General features: G+C 59.4%; 20 protein-coding genes. 6 read left to right on the plus strand and 14 right to left on the minus strand.

All coding sequences use genetic code 11. The features are described from left to right. Window positions 1-68: 68 nt before the first annotated feature. Complete coding sequence (locus tag ACP8J1_RS08795) at window positions 69-530, plus strand: guanyl-specific ribonuclease (protein WP_023021009.1); 462 nt, start codon at window positions 69-71, stop codon at window positions 528-530. 2 nt (window positions 531-532) lie between these two features. Beyond that, on the plus strand, window positions 533-766 hold the full coding sequence (locus tag ACP8J1_RS08800) for a barstar family protein (protein ID WP_023021008.1): 234 nt from the start codon (window positions 533-535) through the stop codon (window positions 764-766). A 150-nt stretch (window positions 767-916) separates the two neighbouring features. Here the strand turns inward: ACP8J1_RS08800 and ACP8J1_RS08805 are convergent, their stop codons facing one another. The 4 genes from ACP8J1_RS08805 to ACP8J1_RS08820 all read right to left on the minus strand — a co-directional run bounded on the left by ACP8J1_RS08805 (window position 917) and on the right by ACP8J1_RS08820 (window position 5382). Further along, window positions 917-2209 (minus strand): deoxyguanosinetriphosphate triphosphohydrolase, encoded by a 1293-nt coding sequence (locus ACP8J1_RS08805; protein ID WP_023021007.1) that lies wholly within the window; start codon window positions 2207-2209, stop codon window positions 917-919. A gap of 50 nt (window positions 2210-2259) precedes the next feature. Further along, window positions 2260-4023: an FtsX-like permease family protein gene (locus ACP8J1_RS08810; RefSeq protein WP_023021006.1), complete on the minus strand. Its 1764-nt coding sequence runs from the start codon at window positions 4021-4023 to the stop codon at window positions 2260-2262. Beyond that, window positions 4020-4661, minus strand: coding sequence for an ABC transporter ATP-binding protein (locus ACP8J1_RS08815; RefSeq protein ID WP_023021005.1), 642 nt, complete (start codon window positions 4659-4661; stop codon window positions 4020-4022). The genes ACP8J1_RS08810 and ACP8J1_RS08815 overlap by 4 nt, the downstream gene beginning before the upstream one ends. 133 nt (window positions 4662-4794) lie before the next feature. Next, on the minus strand, window positions 4795-5382 hold the full coding sequence (locus tag ACP8J1_RS08820) for a YdcF family protein (RefSeq protein WP_023021004.1): 588 nt from the start codon (window positions 5380-5382) through the stop codon (window positions 4795-4797). A 54-nt stretch (window positions 5383-5436) separates the two neighbouring features. Here ACP8J1_RS08820 and ACP8J1_RS08825 point away from each other — a divergent pair, with 54 nt between their 5' ends. Beyond that, a complete protein-coding gene (locus tag ACP8J1_RS08825) occupies window positions 5437-7461 on the plus strand; it encodes a TPM domain-containing protein (RefSeq protein WP_034655472.1) in 2025 nt (674 codons plus the stop codon). A 60-nt stretch (window positions 7462-7521) separates the two neighbouring features. Here ACP8J1_RS08825 and ACP8J1_RS08830 read toward each other — a convergent pair whose 3' ends face one another. Genes ACP8J1_RS08830 through ACP8J1_RS08840 form a run of 3 tightly spaced genes read right to left on the minus strand, consistent with a single transcriptional unit; the run spans window position 7522 to window position 9853 of the window. Next, window positions 7522-7962, minus strand: a complete 441-nt coding sequence (locus ACP8J1_RS08830; RefSeq protein ID WP_005326457.1) for a hypothetical protein — start codon at window positions 7960-7962, stop codon at window positions 7522-7524. Then, entirely contained in the window at window positions 7962-8471 is a 510-nt protein-coding gene (locus tag ACP8J1_RS08835; protein WP_005326456.1) for a hypothetical protein, read from the minus strand. The genes ACP8J1_RS08830 and ACP8J1_RS08835 overlap by 1 nt, the downstream gene beginning before the upstream one ends. 2 nt (window positions 8472-8473) lie before the next feature. After that, window positions 8474-9853, minus strand: coding sequence for a glycine--tRNA ligase (locus ACP8J1_RS08840; RefSeq protein WP_005326454.1), 1380 nt, complete (start codon window positions 9851-9853; stop codon window positions 8474-8476). Window positions 9854-10037: 184 nt separating this feature from the next. Between ACP8J1_RS08840 and ACP8J1_RS08845 the strand changes: the two genes are divergently transcribed. Together ACP8J1_RS08845 and ACP8J1_RS08850 are read left to right on the plus strand one after the other, a co-directional pair. Beyond that, complete coding sequence (locus tag ACP8J1_RS08845) at window positions 10038-10328, plus strand: ArsR/SmtB family transcription factor (RefSeq protein WP_005324221.1); 291 nt, start codon at window positions 10038-10040, stop codon at window positions 10326-10328. A 70-nt stretch (window positions 10329-10398) separates the two neighbouring features. Next, entirely contained in the window at window positions 10399-10818 is a 420-nt protein-coding gene (locus ACP8J1_RS08850; protein WP_005326453.1) for a Fur family transcriptional regulator, read from the plus strand. 80 nt (window positions 10819-10898) lie between these two features. Here the strand turns inward: ACP8J1_RS08850 and ACP8J1_RS08855 are convergent, their stop codons facing one another. The 3 genes from ACP8J1_RS08855 to era are packed head-to-tail and all read right to left on the minus strand — an operon-like array spanning window position 10899 to window position 13425. After that, a complete protein-coding gene (locus tag ACP8J1_RS08855; RefSeq protein ID WP_005326452.1) occupies window positions 10899-11654 on the minus strand; it encodes an isoprenyl transferase in 756 nt (251 codons plus the stop codon). A gap of 10 nt (window positions 11655-11664) precedes the next feature. After that, window positions 11665-12381: a DNA repair protein RecO gene (gene recO / locus ACP8J1_RS08860; RefSeq protein ID WP_005326451.1), complete on the minus strand. Its 717-nt coding sequence runs from the start codon at window positions 12379-12381 to the stop codon at window positions 11665-11667. A gap of 6 nt (window positions 12382-12387) precedes the next feature. Beyond that, window positions 12388-13425, minus strand: coding sequence for a GTPase Era (gene era / locus ACP8J1_RS08865; RefSeq protein WP_005326450.1), 1038 nt, complete (start codon window positions 13423-13425; stop codon window positions 12388-12390). 326 nt (window positions 13426-13751) lie between these two features. Here era and ACP8J1_RS08870 point away from each other — a divergent pair, with 326 nt between their 5' ends. Beyond that, complete coding sequence (locus ACP8J1_RS08870; protein WP_005324208.1) at window positions 13752-14141, plus strand: hypothetical protein; 390 nt, start codon at window positions 13752-13754, stop codon at window positions 14139-14141. A gap of 82 nt (window positions 14142-14223) precedes the next feature. On the opposite strand, the gene ACP8J1_RS08875 is transcribed toward ACP8J1_RS08870, so the two are convergent. The 4 genes from ACP8J1_RS08875 to ACP8J1_RS08890 all read right to left on the minus strand — a co-directional run bounded on the left by ACP8J1_RS08875 (window position 14224) and on the right by ACP8J1_RS08890 (window position 18107). Further along, window positions 14224-15240, minus strand: a complete 1017-nt coding sequence (locus tag ACP8J1_RS08875) for a formamidase (RefSeq protein WP_005326447.1) — start codon at window positions 15238-15240, stop codon at window positions 14224-14226. Window positions 15241-15611: 371 nt separating this feature from the next. Beyond that, window positions 15612-16460: a pyridoxal kinase PdxY gene (gene pdxY, locus ACP8J1_RS08880; RefSeq protein ID WP_005326446.1), complete on the minus strand. Its 849-nt coding sequence runs from the start codon at window positions 16458-16460 to the stop codon at window positions 15612-15614. A 52-nt stretch (window positions 16461-16512) separates the two neighbouring features. Then, window positions 16513-17130, minus strand: coding sequence for an rRNA maturation RNase YbeY (gene ybeY / locus ACP8J1_RS08885; protein ID WP_005326445.1), 618 nt, complete (start codon window positions 17128-17130; stop codon window positions 16513-16515). After that, window positions 17127-18107, minus strand: a complete 981-nt coding sequence (locus ACP8J1_RS08890) for a PhoH family protein (RefSeq protein WP_005326444.1) — start codon at window positions 18105-18107, stop codon at window positions 17127-17129. The genes ybeY and ACP8J1_RS08890 overlap by 4 nt, the downstream gene beginning before the upstream one ends. Window positions 18108-18113: the final 6 nt, after the last annotated feature.

Below are 18113 nucleotides of genomic sequence, written 5' to 3' on the forward strand. Positions count from 1 at the left end.
AATTTTTGACCTCGCCATTGTCTCGGGCCAATTTCCACTTTTAGCGCCGCACCTGCAACAATAAAGGTATGCCCAAGTCCAAAGCGTCCAAGAAATCGCTCCCCGTTGCCCTCGGCGGCCTTGCGCTTGTCGTCGTAGCAAGCTACTTCGGCTTCGATCTCGGCGGCGATGGTGATTCCGCTGCTTCCTCCACTTCTGAGTCGACCCAAGCGGCCGCGACTGGCGACGCCGATACTTGCGAGATGTCTTCCCTACCCGCCGAGGCCAAAGACACCGCAGACGATATCTTGGCCGGTGGCCCCTACGACTACCCGGATAATGACAACGCCCGCTTTGGCAATTACGAGGGCCGGCTGCCCCAGCAGGACAAGAATTACTACCGCGAATACACGGTAGAAACCCCAGGCAGCCACAACCGCGGCGCCCGCCGCATTATCACCGGTGGCGGCAGCGAGACCGACCCAGACGTGTGGTACTACACCGATGACCACTATGAAAGCTTCTGTTCTATTCCGGACGCAGAGGAGTAATCATGCGACGCATCCTCATTACTGAACACATCCGCACCCGCGCGGACTTCTTTAACGCACTCGGCCGCACCCGCGGCTGCGAAGACTGCGGCCCGCGCAACCTCGATGACCTAGCGGATTTCCTACGCGAGCAGCGCACCAGCGTCATCGTTGCCTCCAATATGGATATCGAAGGCGAGGACCTAGCGGCGGTAGCTAGCGTGCTCGAGGACCAAGGTGTCGCGTTGGTGCGCTAGCGACTCGGGCCCTGGGGTTGGAGCTGAGGCGTTAGGTCCATAGATATGAGGCCGAATTGAAGTTTTTGAGCTCTCAATTCGGCCTTTTCGCGCTCAGATCGGCCTGATGACTCTCGACCTAACTCTAGCGCGGTGGTGGGCAAGCCAGGTTTAGCTGAGGAACCCAGACAGCTCCGCGCTCCGGCGGGCCAAGCGCTCGAGGCGGGACTCCGTCATGGACGCAATTTGGTCGATGATGGCGCGGTCACGAGCGGCATCAGAATCGGCTTGCTCCCACCACAGCCGAAAGGTGGCATCGAGGGAGCCGGGGGCGCCGGCGACGAGGTAATCGTAGACGCGGTAGATGCGCTCGCGCTGGCGGTCTTGGCGTGCGAGGTGGGCGGGCTCGTCCATAACGTAGAGGACGGCGATGGTTTTCAGTAGCTTGACCTCGGCCTCGGCTTTTTTAGGCACGACGAGGTCACCGTGCATGCGGCCAAGGGTATTGGAGGCGATGAGCTCGGCGTTGGCCTCGCTGGTGGCGCCAACGGTCGCACCGACATAGCGGCCTACGAGCTCAGAGGTCATCTTCTTCAAATTGGCATAGTCGCGCAAGGAGTAATCAAAATCGCCGATGGCGTTGATGACGCTTAAGTTGCGCAGGCTATCGGCCGCCTCCAAGAGCTCATCGGCGGTGCCGCCAAAAGCTTTAGCGCCCTTTTCTGCCAGCTGGGCTAGCTCAACTAGGTCCCACAGAACATTGAGGGAGATGCGCCGGGAAATAATGCCGTCTTCCACATCATGCACGGAGTAGGCGATGTCATCGGACCAGTCCATGACCTGAGCTTCGATGCATTTGCGATCATCGCTATGGCCCTCACGCAGCCACTCGAGCAGATCCGCGTCCTCGTCATAAGCACCGTATTTGCGGTTGGCGCTGCCATCGGGATTGGTTTTGGTCCAGGGGTATTTGCAGGCACCGTCGAGGGCGGCGCGGGTGAGGTTGAGGCCGAAGCTGCGCGGCACGCCGCTGGCATCGTCCACGATGATCTTGGGCTCTAGGCGGGTGAGGATGCGCAGGGTCTGCGCGTTTCCTTCAAAGCCGTTGAGGGCGACCTCATTGAGTGCGTTTTCGCCATTGTGCCCGTAGGGCGGGTGGCCGATGTCATGGGTCAGCCCTGCCATGTCGCACAGATCAGGATCGAGTCCAAGTCCAGCACCGATGCTCCGCGCAATTTGGCCCACCTCCAGCGAGTGGGTCAGACGGGTGCGTGGAGTATCGCCATCGCGCGGCCCGACGACCTGAGTTTTATCGGCCAGACGCCGCAAGGCTGCCGAGTGCAGCACGCGGGCGCGGTCACGGGCAAAGACGCCGCGATGTTCTTCCACGGTATGGAAGGCTGAGCCCTTCGGCTTTTCATCGGCCAGGCGGGCGAAGTCGGCGGCGGAATAAGAATAGGACACGACCCAAGCATATTCCGTGAACTGGCCTTTTGGGTGAGCAACGTGGCCGCCTAGTTTTTAGCAGGCCGCGGGCCTTTCACAAAGTTGCTGCCCACCGCTGCCAGGCCCACAACCACCACCAAGAAAAATATGAGTCCAAATGGGACATCCGGAAAGTGCAATACAAGTTTATGCGCTATATAAGAGTCCATATACGTGCTCAGTAGAGCAGCTGCTCCTAGCGACAAAGCCAACGCAAAAGCCGAAGGCAAACAATTGGCCAATTTCCTGTTTCTGTGCGCTTCTGCAACTGAGACGCCTTGTTCCCAAATGGTTTTAGTGAAGCGGATAAGCCGACCTTGTTGTGCTAAGGCCAGTCCGAAGATGAGAACTGCTCCCCCAACAATCACGTAGGCAAACAACGGAATAAATTCGCTTGTACCGGTACCGTTTGGACCGTAAAGCAACGTTGAAGGTAGGTTTTCTGCCCATTGCTGAGCGCCTACAACCTCCATCGCTTGGCTGTCGCTCAATTCCACTTGCTTCGAAAAAATGGCTACAGCATAACCTTCGTCTTGCCTTTCGCCCGTTCCCCAAGAAGGATCTGCTTCAGAATTAAAGGTTTTATCCCATGGCCGCATCCACGTTTGGTCAAACGGCGATCGGGGTTCCGTCTCAACTACCTCTCGGTCATTAACCAAGGAACTTACTGTTCCGTCCCGATCTTCTACCAGCGCAAAGACAGCGCCTTCTTCCATGGTGGAAGGTTGGAGCTCTTCCGAGTCTTGGTCAGCAGGCACCCAGCTAAGAACTCCTAGGCAATCTGCGGCGTGATCCTGACAAATGTTTTGGGCAGTGGATGTGCTGATAGTTTGTTCATCCTGCGGCGACCCTACATACACGTTCTTCACATTGTCAGCTAATTCTTCCCTTGCTGAGTAGAGTGCCGAATCATTCGCAATAAAAGGAATGATGGGAAACAAGATAAAAATACAAGAGACCCGCAATATGGTGGTGGCGATAAAAGATCGCGCATATCGGACTCCCAAAATCGGAGGATTCCATCCCCCAAACTTGAGGGAGAGGTATTCGGCGGAATATAAGACAACCGCGTAGACAAATACAGAGGCAGCACTCACCAAGAAGGGCACGCAGTAGACGAAAATAAACGGCCACCTACTAGATGGATCCGCTTGGGGCATCGCCACAAATCCCACTAGCAATACAACACAGGCTGCTATCCCCAGCGGATATCGAAGGAGTTCTGCAGCCCGCGGATTCCTTGGAGTTGGATCTATGCGAGTTGGGCCTTGGCTCAAATCCTCCAAAACTCTCGTTTCCTGTTGGAAAGGAACGAAGCTCAGACAAACGATAGCGCACCATGAGATCACAGCGACGAGTAGTGGTGAAGGGAGTCCTTGAGGAAGATCAATGCCAAAACCCGAATACAGAACCAGGAAGATTGGCTTCATCAGCACTGGAACCAGAACTGCGCTAACTATTGAAAAGAAAAAATAAACCGTAAGTAGCTCAAGGAATAGCACTCGGCGAATTCGTTTTAATGTTAACCCAAATAAACGAAGCGCCTCATAGTGGTGGCGCCTCCCCTCCACCACATGCCTAAAGCAGTATTTGAGCGCCAGAGCAAAGGGAATGATCGATATGAAAGCCGAATACATCAGCCCCATTGACATAGATTCGGCTACCTTGTCCGCCGCTACTGTGGAGACTAACAGACAGACAAAGAAGAAAAGCACAAACGAGGAAGCTAGTAACGGGATACTCTCCACAAAAGTGCTCTTACGGATCCTCGCTTCCACAGCGCGAAAATTCATTGGTTTACCCCGATTTCCAAAACCTGATCACAAAACTGCGCTAAACGATCATCGTGGGAAACTACCAAGGCGATTGCGTGGTTTCTTACTGTGTAATTATGCAGATATCGCAACACTGAATATGTGTTGTCCTCATCCAAGGCACTCGTCGGTTCGTCTGCGAAAACGAGTTGGGGCTTTTTGGACATTGCAGTTGCTATGGCCGCGCGTTGGCGTTGTCCCCCTGAAAGCTCGTGCGGTAGAGAGGCTCCGTATTCACTCATATTGAGTTGAGCTAGCAAAGAGCTATTAGCGTCCGAGTCCGCAGTGGCTCCGCTTAGCCCTTGTGCGAAGGAAAGGTTTTCGTCGATTGTCAAACAGGGCACTACGCCGGAATCTTGAAACACTATTCCCATCGATTTAGCTCGAAGCCTATCTCTATTTCGAGCAGAAGAGCTCCATAAATCATGTCCGAAAATACTGACGGTTCCTGATGTTGGCTTCTGGAGTCCAGAGATAACGCGAAGCAGCGTGGATTTGCCGGACCCAGAGGCGCCTCGAATCCAAGTGAGGGTACCTGGCTCATGCACAGAGTCGATAGAGAATAGCGGGCTACTTTTCCTGCTTAGCTTTACAGACAGGTTCTCCAGTTTTAACACGCTTTCCTCCTGAGGCTTCGTAGCATTTCAGCGCTGACCAACATGGCTCGGTGTTATTTCCTGATGTAGTGGAAAAGAAACCCTTCTCCCCTAGAAATGCATCGGCAGCTTAAAAAATATCATGCGATGCTTCTTATCGCCGGGGAAAAGAATCCCTATCTTCCTGCTCAATCGTCTGATGCCGCAGCTTCTGATTCGGGCGCAACACCCGCTCCACGCGGTAGAACCCATTGCGCAGTGCGGCGGCACCGCGCGGGGGCAAAAGTTCTGCTACCAGCGCGTAGGCCACGCCACCGGTTTCGTGGGCAAGATAGCGCCACCAGGGTGTGGAAAAGCGTGCGGCAGGGTAATACGGCGTGCCGGATACGGTGGCTTTTAGTCCTTCCTGGCGGGCGATGAGTGCGGTGCGCAGGCGGTGGAGGGGATCGGTGATGATGGTGGCGTCGGCAAGCGCGAAGGCTTCCTTGACCGCCTTCAGGGAGCTGCGGGTATCCATCCCCTCCTCCACCGCGTGGACGGTCAGGTGCGGGAAATGCTCGCGCAGAAAGGTGCGGCCGACGCCGGCCTCGGTAAACCTATCGCCGGGCAGCTTGCCGCCCACGGTAATGACTTCCAGGCCCTCGGCCGTGGCTAGCTCGCCGGCGTGGCGCAGGCGTCCGGCAAGGATGCGGGAGGGCCGGCCGTCATATTGGGCGGTGCCTAAAACAATTACGTACTTCACTGCCCCATCACACTACCCGCCGAAGAGCTAAGTGGAGCCGGTAAAGTGGTGGGCATGAATTTGAGTGCACGTTTGGGCCGCGCGGCCATCGCCGCTTTCATCTTGGGCTGCACCTCCATCGGTGCGGGGCCTGCCTTTGCCGCTGAAAACACCATCGTGGCGCAAGGCACCGGTACGGCCACCCTCACGGAGAAGGTTACCGATGACGCGGGCGTTTTAAGCACCCAAGAAAAGGCTGAGCTGAGAGAAAAGATTGGCCAGCTGCAAAAGGATGAGCACCGGGTCCTCTTTGTCTACATCACCAATAAGCTAGATACGGATCCGGAAAGCTATGCCGCCCAAGTGGTCAAGGACAAGGGGGAAAACTCTGCGGTGTATGTCCTGTCCGTCGATGACCGCAAAATGGGCGTGCAGACCGGCAAAGCTTGGCCCAAAGGCCGGCTCGACCAGATGTATGACGCTGCCTATGACAAGCTGACCAGCGATGAGTACGGTGCTTCCGCCCTCGCGCTTGCCGACGCCGCCCTGGGCAACACCAGCAGCTCCAACTCTTCCGATTCTTCCGGCCTAGCGTGGCTGGGCGGTGGCGCGGCCGCCATTGTCGCCGCCGGTGGCGGAATCATGTACTACTCCCGCCGCAATACTAAGAAGAATAAGGCGCAAACGCTCGAGTCGGCCCGCGAAATCGCCCCGGGCGATACCGATCAGCTCAACCGTTTGTCACTTGAGACCTTGGACCAGTTGGCGCAGGAAGAGTTGGTCTCGACCGATGAGTCCATTCGCCGCGGCAAGGAGGAGCTCAATATCGCGCTTTCGGAGTTTGGTCCAGAGCGCGTGCGCCCGTTTACCAAGGCGATGAACCACTCTACTTCTACCCTGCAAAAGGCCTTCCACCTACGCCAGCGCCTCGATGATGCCGTTCCGGAGTCCCCGGCCGAACGGCGCCAGATGCTCGTGGACATCGTCTCTTCCTGTGGTCAGGCCGATGATGCCCTGGATGCGCAGGCCGCGGAATTTGCCCAGATGCGCGACCTACTTATCCACTCCGATGAGAAACTGGACGAGCTCACCCAGCGCACTGTGGGCCTGCGCGCCCGCCTACCGGAGGCCGAATCCACGTTGGCTCGGTTGAAAGGCAACTATGACGAGCACGTTTTGTCCTCCATTGCCGATAACCCGGAGCTTGCCGCCGCTTCGCTTGATGAAGCAGAAAAACTGCTAGAAAAGGCCCGCGGGGTCCAGGCCCAGCCGGCCGGTCAGCAGGGCCCGCTGGTGGGGCTCATCCGCGATAGTGAACATGCCTGCGCGATGACGGATCGCCTAATTTCCGGCGTGGAAAACGCGGAGGAGAATATCGCCACCGCCCGCGGCAACCTCGAGTCCCTCATTGCCGAAGTCGAAGGCGAAATCGACGAGGCCCGCGAGCTCGAGCGCCAAGGCAAGGCGCAGGGAACCACGGCGGATTGGAACGCGCTCGAGGAACTGCTCGGTCGCGCTGGCTCCGCAGTCACTGAGGCCAAGGCCCAAGGCCAGCAGGATCCATTGGGCCAGCACACCGCACTTACTTCTATTGACACGCAGCTGGATGAGGCGCTTGACCGCGTGCGGGAAAAGACCTCCACCCACGCGCGCCAACTTGATCTCTTCCGCCAGCAGATTTCCGTGGCGGAATCTAATATCCAGGCTGCGGAGGACCTCATTTCCTCCCGCGGGCGCATCATCGGCTCGGGCGCACGCACCGCGCTTGCCGACGCCAAACGTCTCCACGCCCAAGCCCTCCACACCGAGCGCAGCGATATCCGCGCCGCCCTGCAGTCCTCCCGCGAAGCGGTAGCCGCGGCCCAGGCAGCGCTGCAGCGCGCCAAGGATGACATCGACGAACACCGTCGCCGCCAGCAGCGCCAGCAGATGGGCAACGCGGCCGGCAATATCGTCACCGGTATGGTCCTGGGCCAAATGCTCGGCGGCGGCCGCGGCTTTGGTGGCGGTTTCGGAGGCGGCGGCTTTGGTGGAGGCAGCTTTGGCGGCGGAGACTTCGGCGGCGGCGACGGAGGCGGCTTCCGCGGCGGCTCCTTCTAGCCGAGCAAAGGCCGCCCCGTCTCACTCTCCGTGGGCGGCGCCTTCGTTGATTGCGCCGGACTAGGTGCGGAGGGAGCGCGGGGTGGCGTCGAGAAGCGCGCAGGCGTAGCTCAAGAACATGGCGTCGAGCTCCGGCAGCTCGCCCACGCTCACGCGCAGGCCATCGCCGGCCGGCGCGGTGCTGGCAACCTCGGCGCCTGTGCCGCGGGCCACGATGCGGCGCTCGCGGCGGAAGGGGTTGCGGCGCTCGAGAAGGTACTCGCGGTCGGCGCAGGTCGCGCGCAGGCGGGTGACGGTAATCCCGGCCTGGGTGACCGAGAAGTCCTCGCCCGCGGCGGTCTGCGCGCGCAGGAAGAACCGCGGGGAGGAAGAATCCAGCGAGGATTCTAAGGTGAGGCGCTCGCCGGCCGTGGTGGCAAGCACACCGTCGCGCACGGAGGCAAGCTCGTGCCCCTCGGCGTTGGTGAGAGCGCCCGCGCGCCAGGTCCACTGGATAGGCATTAGAGGACGAATAGCGCGACGAGGGCGACGATGGACGCCAGGACCAAGGTGATGATCCACGCCCAGGCTTTGCCCTGGGTATTGGCATCCAGGATGACGCGGGTAAACCAGCTCAGACCGGCGATTTCCGCGGTGGTCAGGCCCTCGGCATCGTGCTCGAATTCGAGGATGGCCTTGCGCACGCCGGAATTGCGGGCGGTGAACTGCCCTACCTTTTCATCATCGACGTCATCGATGATCCAGTCGCCGCTGTTTTCGTTGATGAAGGTGAAGGTACGGCCGTTGAGCGATGCCTCTAGGCGCTTATCGCGGCCGGGGCGGCCGGCGAGGCGGTAAATGGAGCCGTCGGCAAGTGTGGCAGAGGCGCCAAGGTCACTGACCTCGGTACGCCAGAAGTGGCCGTCCACCTCCGCGGAATGCTCCGAGAATACGCCCAGCTGCTCCGGGCCTTCCTCGGCCAAGAGCACGGGCTTTGCGCGGTCGGAGCGATCCCAGCTGGTGTAATGCATTACTAGCACCCAATCAGGCGGGCGGCGAGGTAAGCCTCGAGGTCATCGAGCTTCACGCGCTCCTGCTCCATGGTGTCGCGCTCGCGCACGGTCACGGCATCGTCCTCGAGGGTGTCGAAGTCGAAGGTGACGCAGAACGGGGTGCCGATCTCATCCTGGCGGCGGTAGCGGCGGCCGATGGCGCCGGAGACGTCAAAGTCCACGTTCCAGTGTGCGCGCAGCTTATCGGCCAGCTTACGGGCGGGCTCAGAGAGCTCTTCCTTCTTGGACAGCGGCAGTACGGCCACCTTGATCGGTGCCAGGCGGCGGTCCAGGCGCAGGACGACGCGCTTATCGGTGCCGCCCTTGGCGTTCGGAGCCTCTTCCTCGTCGTAGGCATCCACCAGGAAGGCCATCATAGAACGGCCCAGGCCGGCGGCCGGCTCGATGACGTACGGAATCCAGCGCTCGTCATTGGCCTGGTCGTAGTAGGACAGGTCCTCGCCCGAGCCCTTGGCGTGGACGGACAGGTCATAGTCCGTGCGGTTGGCCACGCCTTCCAGCTCGCCCCACTTGGAGCCCTTGAAGCCAAAGGCGTACTCCACGTCCACGGTGCGCTTGGAGTAGTGGGAGAGCTTTTCCTTCGGGTGCTCGTACAGGCGCAGGTTTTCTTCCTTGATGCCCAGGTCCACGTACCAGTTGTAGCGGTCATCAATCCAGTACTGGTGCCACTCTTCGTCCTCGCCCGGCTTGACGAAGAACTCCATTTCCATCTGCTCGAACTCGCGGGTACGGAAGATAAAGTTGCCTGGGGTGATCTCGTTGCGGAAGGACTTGCCGATGTTCGCGATGCCAAACGGCGGCTTCATGCGCGAGGAGGTCATCACGTTCTTGAAGTTAACGAAGATGCCCTGTGCGGTTTCCGGACGCAGGTAGTGCAGGCCTTGCTCATCGTCCACCGGGCCCAGGAAGGTCTTGAGCAGACCGGAGAAGGCCTTCGGTTCGGTCCAGTCACCCGGCTGGCCGGTTTCTGGGTCATTGATATCTGCCAGGCCGTTTTCTGGCTCGTGGCCGTGCTTTTCCTCGTAGGCCTCAATAAGGTCGTCGGCACGGTAGCGCTTGCCGGTGTGGCGGGATTCCACCAGCGGGTCAGAAAAGACCTCGACGTGACCGGAGGATACCCAGACCTGACGCGGCTGGATGACGGAGGTATCTACGCCCACGACGTCTGCGCGGGACTGCACCATGTGGCGCCACCACTGGCGCTTGATGTTTTCCTTGAGCTCTACACCAAGAGGGCCGTAGTCCCACGCGGAGCGGGAACCGCCGTAAATTTCACCTGCCTGGTAGACCAAGCCGCGGCGCTTACACAGGTTTACAACGGTATCGATGACGGATGCCATAAGTTTTCGGACTCCTCTGGTAGGGGACAGTCTTGACAATCTCGTTCAGTCTAACCCGAAGCGCTTCCCGGCGGTGGGATTGGGGCATGAATTTAATCTGAAATAAATACAACGTATTGCAAGTATCGGGTAATATAAGGGTAACCGACAGGTAATAGGTATTTAATTGAAGGTGACATTCCCTATGACGACCACTTACAAGGCCCCAAATACTTCTGCGGCTGCCGGCGTTATCGCTGCCCTTGATTCGCCCCTACGCATCGCAATCATCTCCCGCTTGGCCGAGCGCGATCACTTTGTCCATGAGCTGGTCAAGGCCACCGGCAAGTCCCAGCCCCTTATCAGCCAGCACCTGCGCGTGCTCAAGCAGGCAGGCATCGTGGACTCCGAGCGCAGCGGCCGCGAGGTAACCTACTCGCTCATTGCGCCGCGGGTTTTGGACCTGCTTGCCGACGCCGCCAAGATCGCCTCCTAGCCCCTCCCCTCCTGCATAAAAAGCCGCCTGACTGTGCAGTTATTGAAAAAGCACTGATAATATTGAGGGCATGGCTTTACACGACAGTATTCCCAAGCTAGGCGCGCGCAATACCAAACAGCGCACCGCAGTGGTTGAGGTACTGCGGGAAATGGAGAAATTCGCCTCCGCCAAGGAGATCTACCACGAGCTCCAGGAGCGCGAGGAAAAGGTGGGCCTGACCACCGTGTACCGCACCCTGCAGTCCCTGACCGATATCGATGCAGTGGATGCCCTCCACATGCCCAATGGCGAAACCCTGTACCGCCATTGCGATACCGACGCCCACCACCACCACTTGGTGTGCACCAAGTGCGGCCGCACCGAGGAAATCGACGGCGGCCCCATTGAAAAGTGGGCCACCTCCGTGGCCAAGGAGTACGGCTTCGAGCTCACCGGCCACGATGCCGAGGTCTTTGGCATCTGCAGCGACTGCGCCGCCTCCGCCTAAACGGCCGCACGCCCTCGCGCGCAGCCACTCCCCCTCACCTCAGCCTCCAGTTTCCGGCGGCTGAGGTTTTTCTTTTTGCGCTACTTCTTCACGCCACCGAAGCGGCGGTCGCGCCGCGCATACTCCTCGATGGCGGCGAAGAGGTCCTCCGGAGTGAAGTCCGGGAAGAGTTTGTCTTGGTAAATCATCTCCGCGTAGGCGGACTGCCAGAGCAGGAAGTTTGAGGTGCGCTTCTCACCGGACGGGCGCAGGAAGAGATCCACGTCCGGCATGCTCGGGTCATAAAGATGCTGCGCGATGGTTTCTTCCTTGATATCGCGCGGGTTGAGCTCGCCTGCGGCCACCTGCTTGGCGATGTCCCTAAAGCCATCCACCAGTTCTGCCCTACCGCCATAGTTCACGCACATGGCCAAGGTCATCTTGGTATTGTCCTTGGTCAGCTCCTGGGCGGCCTCGAGCTCCTTAATAACCGAGCGCCACAAGCGCGGGCGGCGGCCGGCCCACACCACGCGCACGCCGCGCTCATTGAGCCACTCGCGCTGGCGGCGCAGCACGTCGCGGTTAAAGCCCATGAGGAAGCGGACCTCTTCAGGGCTGCGGCGCCAATTCTCGGTGGAGAAAGCATAGGCCGAAAGGTAGGGAACGCCGGCGGCAAGGCAGGCATCGACGACGTCAAGAAGCACGGCTTCTCCGCGCCTATGCCCCTCGGTGCGCTTCATACCTTTCTCCTGGGCCCAGCGGCCGTTGCCGTCCATGACCAGCGCAATATGGCGCGGCATGAACTCATCCGGAATATTCGGCGGGGTCAAAGTGCGGTTCGGGTCTGGCGTAATCACGGGCTATATTCTACTGCTCCATAACCTGCAATGCGGAAACATTGCGCTCCATGTGCCACTGCAGGTGCGCCCGCGCTAGGCGGTGCCCCTCCTGCTTCTGCGCATTCGTCGGATTCGTCGGGTGATTATGCGCCAAAAGCCACAGGTGGTGCAGGGTTTCCGGGTCTACCTCCGCAGCACCTGGCGGCCGACATTCGTGGCACGCCGCGCCGCCGGCAGCCGGGTGGAAAGCGTGGTGCGGGCCGGGCCGGTTGCACTGGGCGCAGTTGAAGAGGCTCGGCGCCCAACCGGCATGCGCCATCGCCTGGAGCAAGAAGGCATCCAGCGCCATGGTCGGATCCGCGGTTTGCAGCTGCTCCAAGGTCGCGGTGACGGATTCGTAGAGGTAGGGGTCATGGGCGGCGTCGGCAAACGCAAGGCGCTCGGCCGATTCCAGCACCGCGCACGCGGCCGTGTAGCGCTCATAGTCCTCGATGAGGCGCGCGCCAAAGTAGTCGACCGTATCCGCCTGAGAAATGGTGGCTAGATTCTTGCCCACATACAGCTGGACATCAAGGTTGACGAAGAGCTGCAGGCGCGAACCAAAGCGTGATTTTGCCCGGCGCACGCCTTTGGCCACCGCGCGCACGAGGCCGTGATCGCGGGTAAGCAGGACGATGACGCGATCGGCCTCACCAAAGTCGTAGGTGCGGATGACCACTGCGCGGTCACGATAGTTCTCGCGCATAGTGGTTTAGAACCCGAGTCTACCCAGCGACTTCGGGTCAGACTGCCAATTCTTCAGCACCTTGATGCGCAGATCCAGATACACGTTGTGGCCGAGCAGCTCGATGATCTCCTTGCGGGCATTGCCCACAATGCGACGGAAGCGCAGGCCATCCTTGCCCTCAATAATGCGCTTTTGGCCGGGGCGCTCCAGGTACAAAATGGCATGGATATCCAGCACGCCCTCACGGGTGCGCGACGGCAGCATCTCATCCACCTGCACCGCCACCGAGTGCGGCAGCTCCGCCTTCAAGCCAGACAGGGCGGCTTCACGAATGAGTTCCTCGATGCGCTTTTCCTGGCCCTCATCGGTGATGTGGTCATCCGGGTAGAACTTCGGGCCTTCCGGCAGGTGATCCACGATGACCTGCACTAGCTCATCCAGTTGCACACCCTCCTTGGAGGAAACCGGGATGACTACCGCATTCGGGTCATCCTGGGAGAGCAGCTCGTGCAGGGCCAGCAGCTGCGCGCCAACCTGATCTTTGCTGGCCTTATCCAGCTTGGTGACGATACCGATGATCGGGGTCTTTGGCGCGATGCTGCGCACGTTTTCCAGGATCCAACGGTCACCCGGGCCAATCTTTTCATCAGCCGGGATGGTCAGGCCGATTACATCCACATCGGCATAGGTGTCTTTGACTACCTCGTTGAGGCGCTCGCCCAGAAGGGTCCGCGGGCGGTGCAGGCCCGGCGTATCCACGACGATGACCTGGGCATCATCGCGGTGTACCAAACCGCGAATGGTGTGGCGGGTGGTCTCCGGCTGGTCCGCGGTGATCGCAATCTTCTGCCCCACCAGGGCATTGGTCAGGGTGGACTTGCCGGTATTCGGACGCCCAACAAAGGATACGAAGCCTGAGCGGAATCCCTCCGGGGTATCGGTGTATTGCGAATAATCAAGCGGGACTGCCGTATTCTCGGCGCCTTCCGGCACGGCATCATCGGGGTCTTCTGGCAGACCCTCGAATGCCGCATCAAACTGTGCATCAAAATCAGAACTCATTACCCGCAATAATAGCCCACAGAGTCAAGATCTCCGATTAGTTCGCGGCCAATTCGCACCGGTGAAGCGGCATAGGACTAATCTATGGAGAAACCTCTTCTCTCCAGCGCATACCGCGCTCACTCTCCGAAAGGCTCCTCATGCCCCGCAAATCCCCTGCCCTACTTTTGGGCGCTGCCCTTACTCTCATCCTTTCCGCATGCTCCTCGCCTAATTCCGAGTCACCCGCCGAGACGAGTACTAGTTCTTCGGCTACCTCTTCTTCATCCGCCACCAGTTCTTCAAGTACGGCCTCTTCTGCCGCTACCATCAGCAGCGAAGAGAGCATGGCGGAAGAACCTGCAAAAAGCGCCGCTCCTGAGCCGGAGACCCAGCCTCAAACCGCGGCTGCCGAGCCGGAGCTGCTGTATTGCGATCCGGGAAATTTGACCATCATCGGTACATTTTCCGACGGCACGCAAAGGCCCACAGAGCTATGCGATACTCCCGCTCATCGCCGATCTGCACGCGCAGAAGGAGTGTGCGGCAGTCTAGACGGACGATATAAGTACCCCGAAGAATGGGCCGAGCTGTGCAATGGAGGCCTTCCGCCTTCAGATTCAGATTCGTTGAATGACTATGGCGACGTAGATGCTGGATACACGCCAGAGTCCGACGCAGTGTTAGATACGCCAGCCGATGCCGATACTGGTGCGGTAGAAGGCTACGAGTATTAGCGGGAAAGACCGCACGCTGGACAACGCCAAAGCCCTGCGCCCGTCGAAACGGGTGCAGGGCTTGCCGCTAAATTAGTGAAGCTTACTTAAACTCATCCGGCAGCGGTCCAAGCTGCGGGCCGTCCGGGTAGTACTTCCAGCCATCCTTGATGCGGACGTCGTCAGCCCACGGCAGCTTATACTTGCCCTTAGCCAAGTCCTCGACCCAGGTGAGATAGTTGTCGGTCTTGCCGCCGGGGTAGCCCACGTATCCGCGGTTGCCCAGGTTGAAGATGTTGTTTTCTAGGCCCCAATTGATACGGGCCTTGTCAGCCAACTCTGGGAAGATTTCGGCGGTGACGATCTCGCCGGGATTGCGGTGGCCCTCAGAAATCATGTGGCCGTCGTAATTGCAGACGTTACCTTCACCGAAGTAGTAGAAGGTGTTGTCGTAGCCAGCCAAGTTTACGGATGCGGTGTACATCAGGTTCTGGAAGGCATTCGTCTTATTGGTCATGATCCACTGATCCTGGGTCTGTGTGGAGTAGCCAGAGATGCGGATATAAACGTTGGCGCCCTTGTATGCAGCCTCGCGAGCAAGCTCAGGGAACATGCCATCGTGGCAAATGTTCACGGCAAGCTTGGAGCCCTTCGGGCCGTCGCAAACCGGCATGCCCAGATCGCCCGGGTACCACGGTTCGATAGGAGTCCACGGCTGGAGCTTGCGGTAGTGCAGCGCAATTTCACCATCGGAGTTGATGATGATGGCGGTATTAAATGGCGGCTTTCCTTCCTCATGGTTTGGTTCCATGATGGAGAAGACGCCCCACACGTCATTTTCCTTACAAGCCTGCTTGAACTGATCTACCTTGGGATCATCGAGTCCAATGAGGAATTCATCATAGGACCAAATCTTGGTGTTGAGACCGGAGGAAGAATATTCCGGGAAAACAATAAGGTCGAGGTCTGGGTAACCGGCCTTGGTGGAACCCACCATGCGGCAGATTTCGTCCACGCTAGCCTGGACGTCTTCCGGGGTATTGACCACCGGAACGGGATACTGAATGAGGGCCATCAACAGGCCGTCGGGGGATGCACTGATGCTGCCGGTGCTGGACATGGTGGACTCCTATCGCAAAGTAGATGATGTGACGGGAGCCATATTACTGGCGTTTTGGTAGTACGTCACACTATTCGCCCTGAGAAGTAGTCTCGTATATGAGACTCATCGTGAGCCGCCTTTGATGAAATAAGAGAGCCGAACTGAGGGGAAGGTTTACTCAGCTCGGCCGAAACTCGATAGACCTAGGGGGCGTAGGTGCGGGTTCTTAAGGGAGCAGAGGAGAAAAGTCCAAGGTGATCGGGCCGAATTGAGGGCGAAAAGGCCGATCTGAGGGGTACTTTCCCTCAGATCAGCTCGATCAGAATGGACCTAGCTTTAGTAGGCCAAACTTCACGGAGCCCAACGCGCGAGAGCGGGCCCCGCAGGGTTTAAAGCTCCTCGGCGTCGAACTGCATGCGCGGGTGAGCGAAGACGTCCTGCGCCTGAATGAGGCGGAGCTCGGCAGACTCGGCCTCATAGGTGTTTTCCAGCAGGTCATAGACGGAGGAGGCGGTGCGGCGCAGGGACTCCTTGACGTCGCTGGTCTCGGTGTAGTGGCCGGTAAACAAGGCGGCGGTGACGTCGCCGGAACCATTGCGCTTAAACGGCAATAGAGGCGTGGACACGAGGAAGGCGCGGTCGCCGTCGACGGCAAGCATCTCCACCTGGTCTTCAGGGGTCTCAGGGCGCTTAACGGAGGTAACCAGCACGGTCTTCGGTCCGATTTCCTGCGCCTTCTTTACTGCGGCGAGGGTCTGATCAAGTGTGCCGACCTCGGAATCGGTGAGGTAGCCCAGCTCAAACTGGTTGGGGGTGATGATATCGGCGACGGGCACGACGCGGTCGCGCAAAAGCGGCGGGATCTCATCGGAGACGAAGCAGCCGGACTTGGCATTGCCCATTACAGGGTCGCAGGCGTAGAGGGCTTTGGGGTTGGCAGCCTTGATGCGGCGGACGGTTTCCACGATGGCGTCGGCAATGTCGGCGCCGCCCTGGTAGCCCGAAAGGATGGCGTCGATCTGCGGGAAGGCGCCGCGCTTTTCAATGCCATCGATGATGGAGGTAACGTCGCTGGCTGGAATCATCGGTCCGCCCCAGTCGCCGTAGCCGGTGTGGTTAGAGAAATTCACCGTGTGGACCGGCCATACCTCATGGCCGGCGCGCTGCAGGGGAAAGACGGCCGCGGAGTTGCCAACGTGGCCGTAGGTGACGTGGGACTGGATGGAAAGGATAGTCATAGCTACCCATTGTGCTACGCTGCCCGCGCGCTCACCAAGGAAAAGACAAAAATTATTCCTCGGGGCGATCTTGTGGCTCGCCCACCGCAGGGATTCCGCCGCCGGGAACCTGCTTGTCTAGGTTGGCGCGCTCGGCAGCGTCAGGAAAAGCCTTCGGGCCAGAAGGCTTGGGCTGATAGGAAACGCCGCGCTCGGCTGCGTCGTCGTACCAATCCGCGAGCAGCTCGTTTTGGCGGCCAAACATTTCCTTCTCCTCGGCCGGGGTGGAGTGGTCATAGCCCAGCAGGTGCAGGCAACCATGGACGGTAAGCAGGGCCAGCTCGTGGCCTAGGGAGTGGCCGGCGGCCTCCGCCTGGCGCAGGGCAAACTCGGGGCACAGGACGATATCGCCCAGCATGGCCGGGCCCGGGTCGGCGGCATCGGGGCGGCCGCCACCGGCGATGGCGCCAGGGGTGAGCTCATCCATGGGGAAGCTCATGACATCGGTGGGGCCTTCCAGATCCATCCAGCGCACGTGGAGATCCTCAATGGTCTTCAAATCCACGCAGGTGATTGTGCACTCGGCATCGGGGTTGATGTCCATCGCGCCGAAGGCATAAGAGGCGACGTCAATCAGCATCTCCTCGTTGACGCCTTCGAAGCCGGATTCATTGAGAAACTCGATACTCATTCCATTCCCTCGTATTCAGCGGCTTTCTTATTATCAAAGGTCTCGTACGCATTGACGATGCGCCCGACCAGCTGGTGGCGCACCACGTCCTTGGAGCCCAGGTCCGCGAAGTGGATATCATCCACGTTGCGTAGGATGCGGCGCACGATGCGCAGGCCCGAGACCTGGCCGTGTGGAAGGTCTACCTGCGAGATATCGCCGGTGACCACAATTTTGGAGCCAAAGCCCAGGCGGGTGAGGAACATCTTCATCTGCGCGGGCGTGGTGTTTTGGGCCTCGTCAAGGATGACAAAGGCATCATTGAGCGTTCGGCCGCGCATATAGGCCAGCGGGGCGACCTCGATGATGCCGGCTTCCATGAGCTTAGGAATCATTTCTGGGTCGAGCATGTCCCGCAGGGCGTCGTACAGCGGGCGCAGGTACGGGTCAATCTTGTCATTGAGCGTGCCCGGCAAGAAGCCGAGCTTCTCCCCTGCCTCCACGGCCGGGCGGGTGAGGATAATGCGCGAGACCTGCTTGGTCTGCAGGGCCTGCACGGCCTTGGCCACCGCCAGGTAGGTCTTGCCGGAACCGGCCGGTCCAATACCAAAGACCACCGTATTATCGTCGATGGCCTGCACGTATTCAGACTGGCCCACCGTCTTCGGGCGGACGGCCTTGCCGCGGCGCTTAACGATGTCCGCCGCCAGCGCCGCAGAGACCGACTGCGGCGCCTCCACGGCCACCATGTCCATGGTGTGCTTGACCGTATCGGTGGACACGGCGTGGCCGCGGCGGGCAATGGCCTCGAGCTCATCGAGGATCTTGGCGGCACGGGCCACCTCATAGTCGGGACCGGTGACGGTAACGACATTGCCGCGGGCAAAAAGGTCCGCATCCAGGCGGTTATTGAGCACGCGCAGGTTATCGTCCGCACTACCCAGCACGCTGCTGACGTAGGCGGAATCTAGCTCACATTTCTTCGTGATGATAGGCACGTGCTT

The sequence above is a fragment of the Corynebacterium sp. LaCa_205 genome (assembly GCF_057458085.1).

What these genes read in the sequence shown, in the direction of transcription:
- ybeY (WP_005326445.1), bottom strand. Translation starts at nt 17,130, where the DNA reads ATGAGTATCGAGTTTCTCAATGAATCCGGCTTCGAAGGCGTCAACGAG.
- ACP8J1_RS08795 (WP_023021009.1), top strand. Translation starts at nt 69, where the DNA reads ATGCCCAAGTCCAAAGCGTCCAAGAAATCGCTCCCCGTTGCCCTCGGC.
- pdxY (WP_005326446.1), bottom strand. Translation starts at nt 16,460, where the DNA reads ATGACTATCCTTTCCATCCAGTCCCACGTCACCTACGGCCACGTTGGC.
- ACP8J1_RS08810 (WP_023021006.1), bottom strand. Translation starts at nt 4,023, where the DNA reads ATGAATTTTCGCGCTGTGGAAGCGAGGATCCGTAAGAGCACTTTTGTG.
- ACP8J1_RS08825 (WP_034655472.1), top strand. Translation starts at nt 5,437, where the DNA reads ATGAATTTGAGTGCACGTTTGGGCCGCGCGGCCATCGCCGCTTTCATC.
- ACP8J1_RS08840 (WP_005326454.1), bottom strand. Translation starts at nt 9,853, where the DNA reads ATGGCATCCGTCATCGATACCGTTGTAAACCTGTGTAAGCGCCGCGGC.
- ACP8J1_RS08875 (WP_005326447.1), bottom strand. Translation starts at nt 15,240, where the DNA reads ATGTCCAGCACCGGCAGCATCAGTGCATCCCCCGACGGCCTGTTGATG.
- ACP8J1_RS08870 (WP_005324208.1), top strand. Translation starts at nt 13,752, where the DNA reads ATGGCGGAAGAACCTGCAAAAAGCGCCGCTCCTGAGCCGGAGACCCAG.
- recO (WP_005326451.1), bottom strand. Translation starts at nt 12,381, where the DNA reads ATGCGCGAGAACTATCGTGACCGCGCAGTGGTCATCCGCACCTACGAC.
- ACP8J1_RS08830 (WP_005326457.1), bottom strand. Translation starts at nt 7,962, where the DNA reads ATGCCTATCCAGTGGACCTGGCGCGCGGGCGCTCTCACCAACGCCGAG.
- era (WP_005326450.1), bottom strand. Translation starts at nt 13,425, where the DNA reads ATGAGTTCTGATTTTGATGCACAGTTTGATGCGGCATTCGAGGGTCTG.
- ACP8J1_RS08845 (WP_005324221.1), top strand. Translation starts at nt 10,038, where the DNA reads ATGACGACCACTTACAAGGCCCCAAATACTTCTGCGGCTGCCGGCGTT.
- ACP8J1_RS08835 (WP_005326456.1), bottom strand. Translation starts at nt 8,471, where the DNA reads ATGCATTACACCAGCTGGGATCGCTCCGACCGCGCAAAGCCCGTGCTC.
- ACP8J1_RS08850 (WP_005326453.1), top strand. Translation starts at nt 10,399, where the DNA reads ATGGCTTTACACGACAGTATTCCCAAGCTAGGCGCGCGCAATACCAAA.
- ACP8J1_RS08800 (WP_023021008.1), top strand. Translation starts at nt 533, where the DNA reads ATGCGACGCATCCTCATTACTGAACACATCCGCACCCGCGCGGACTTC.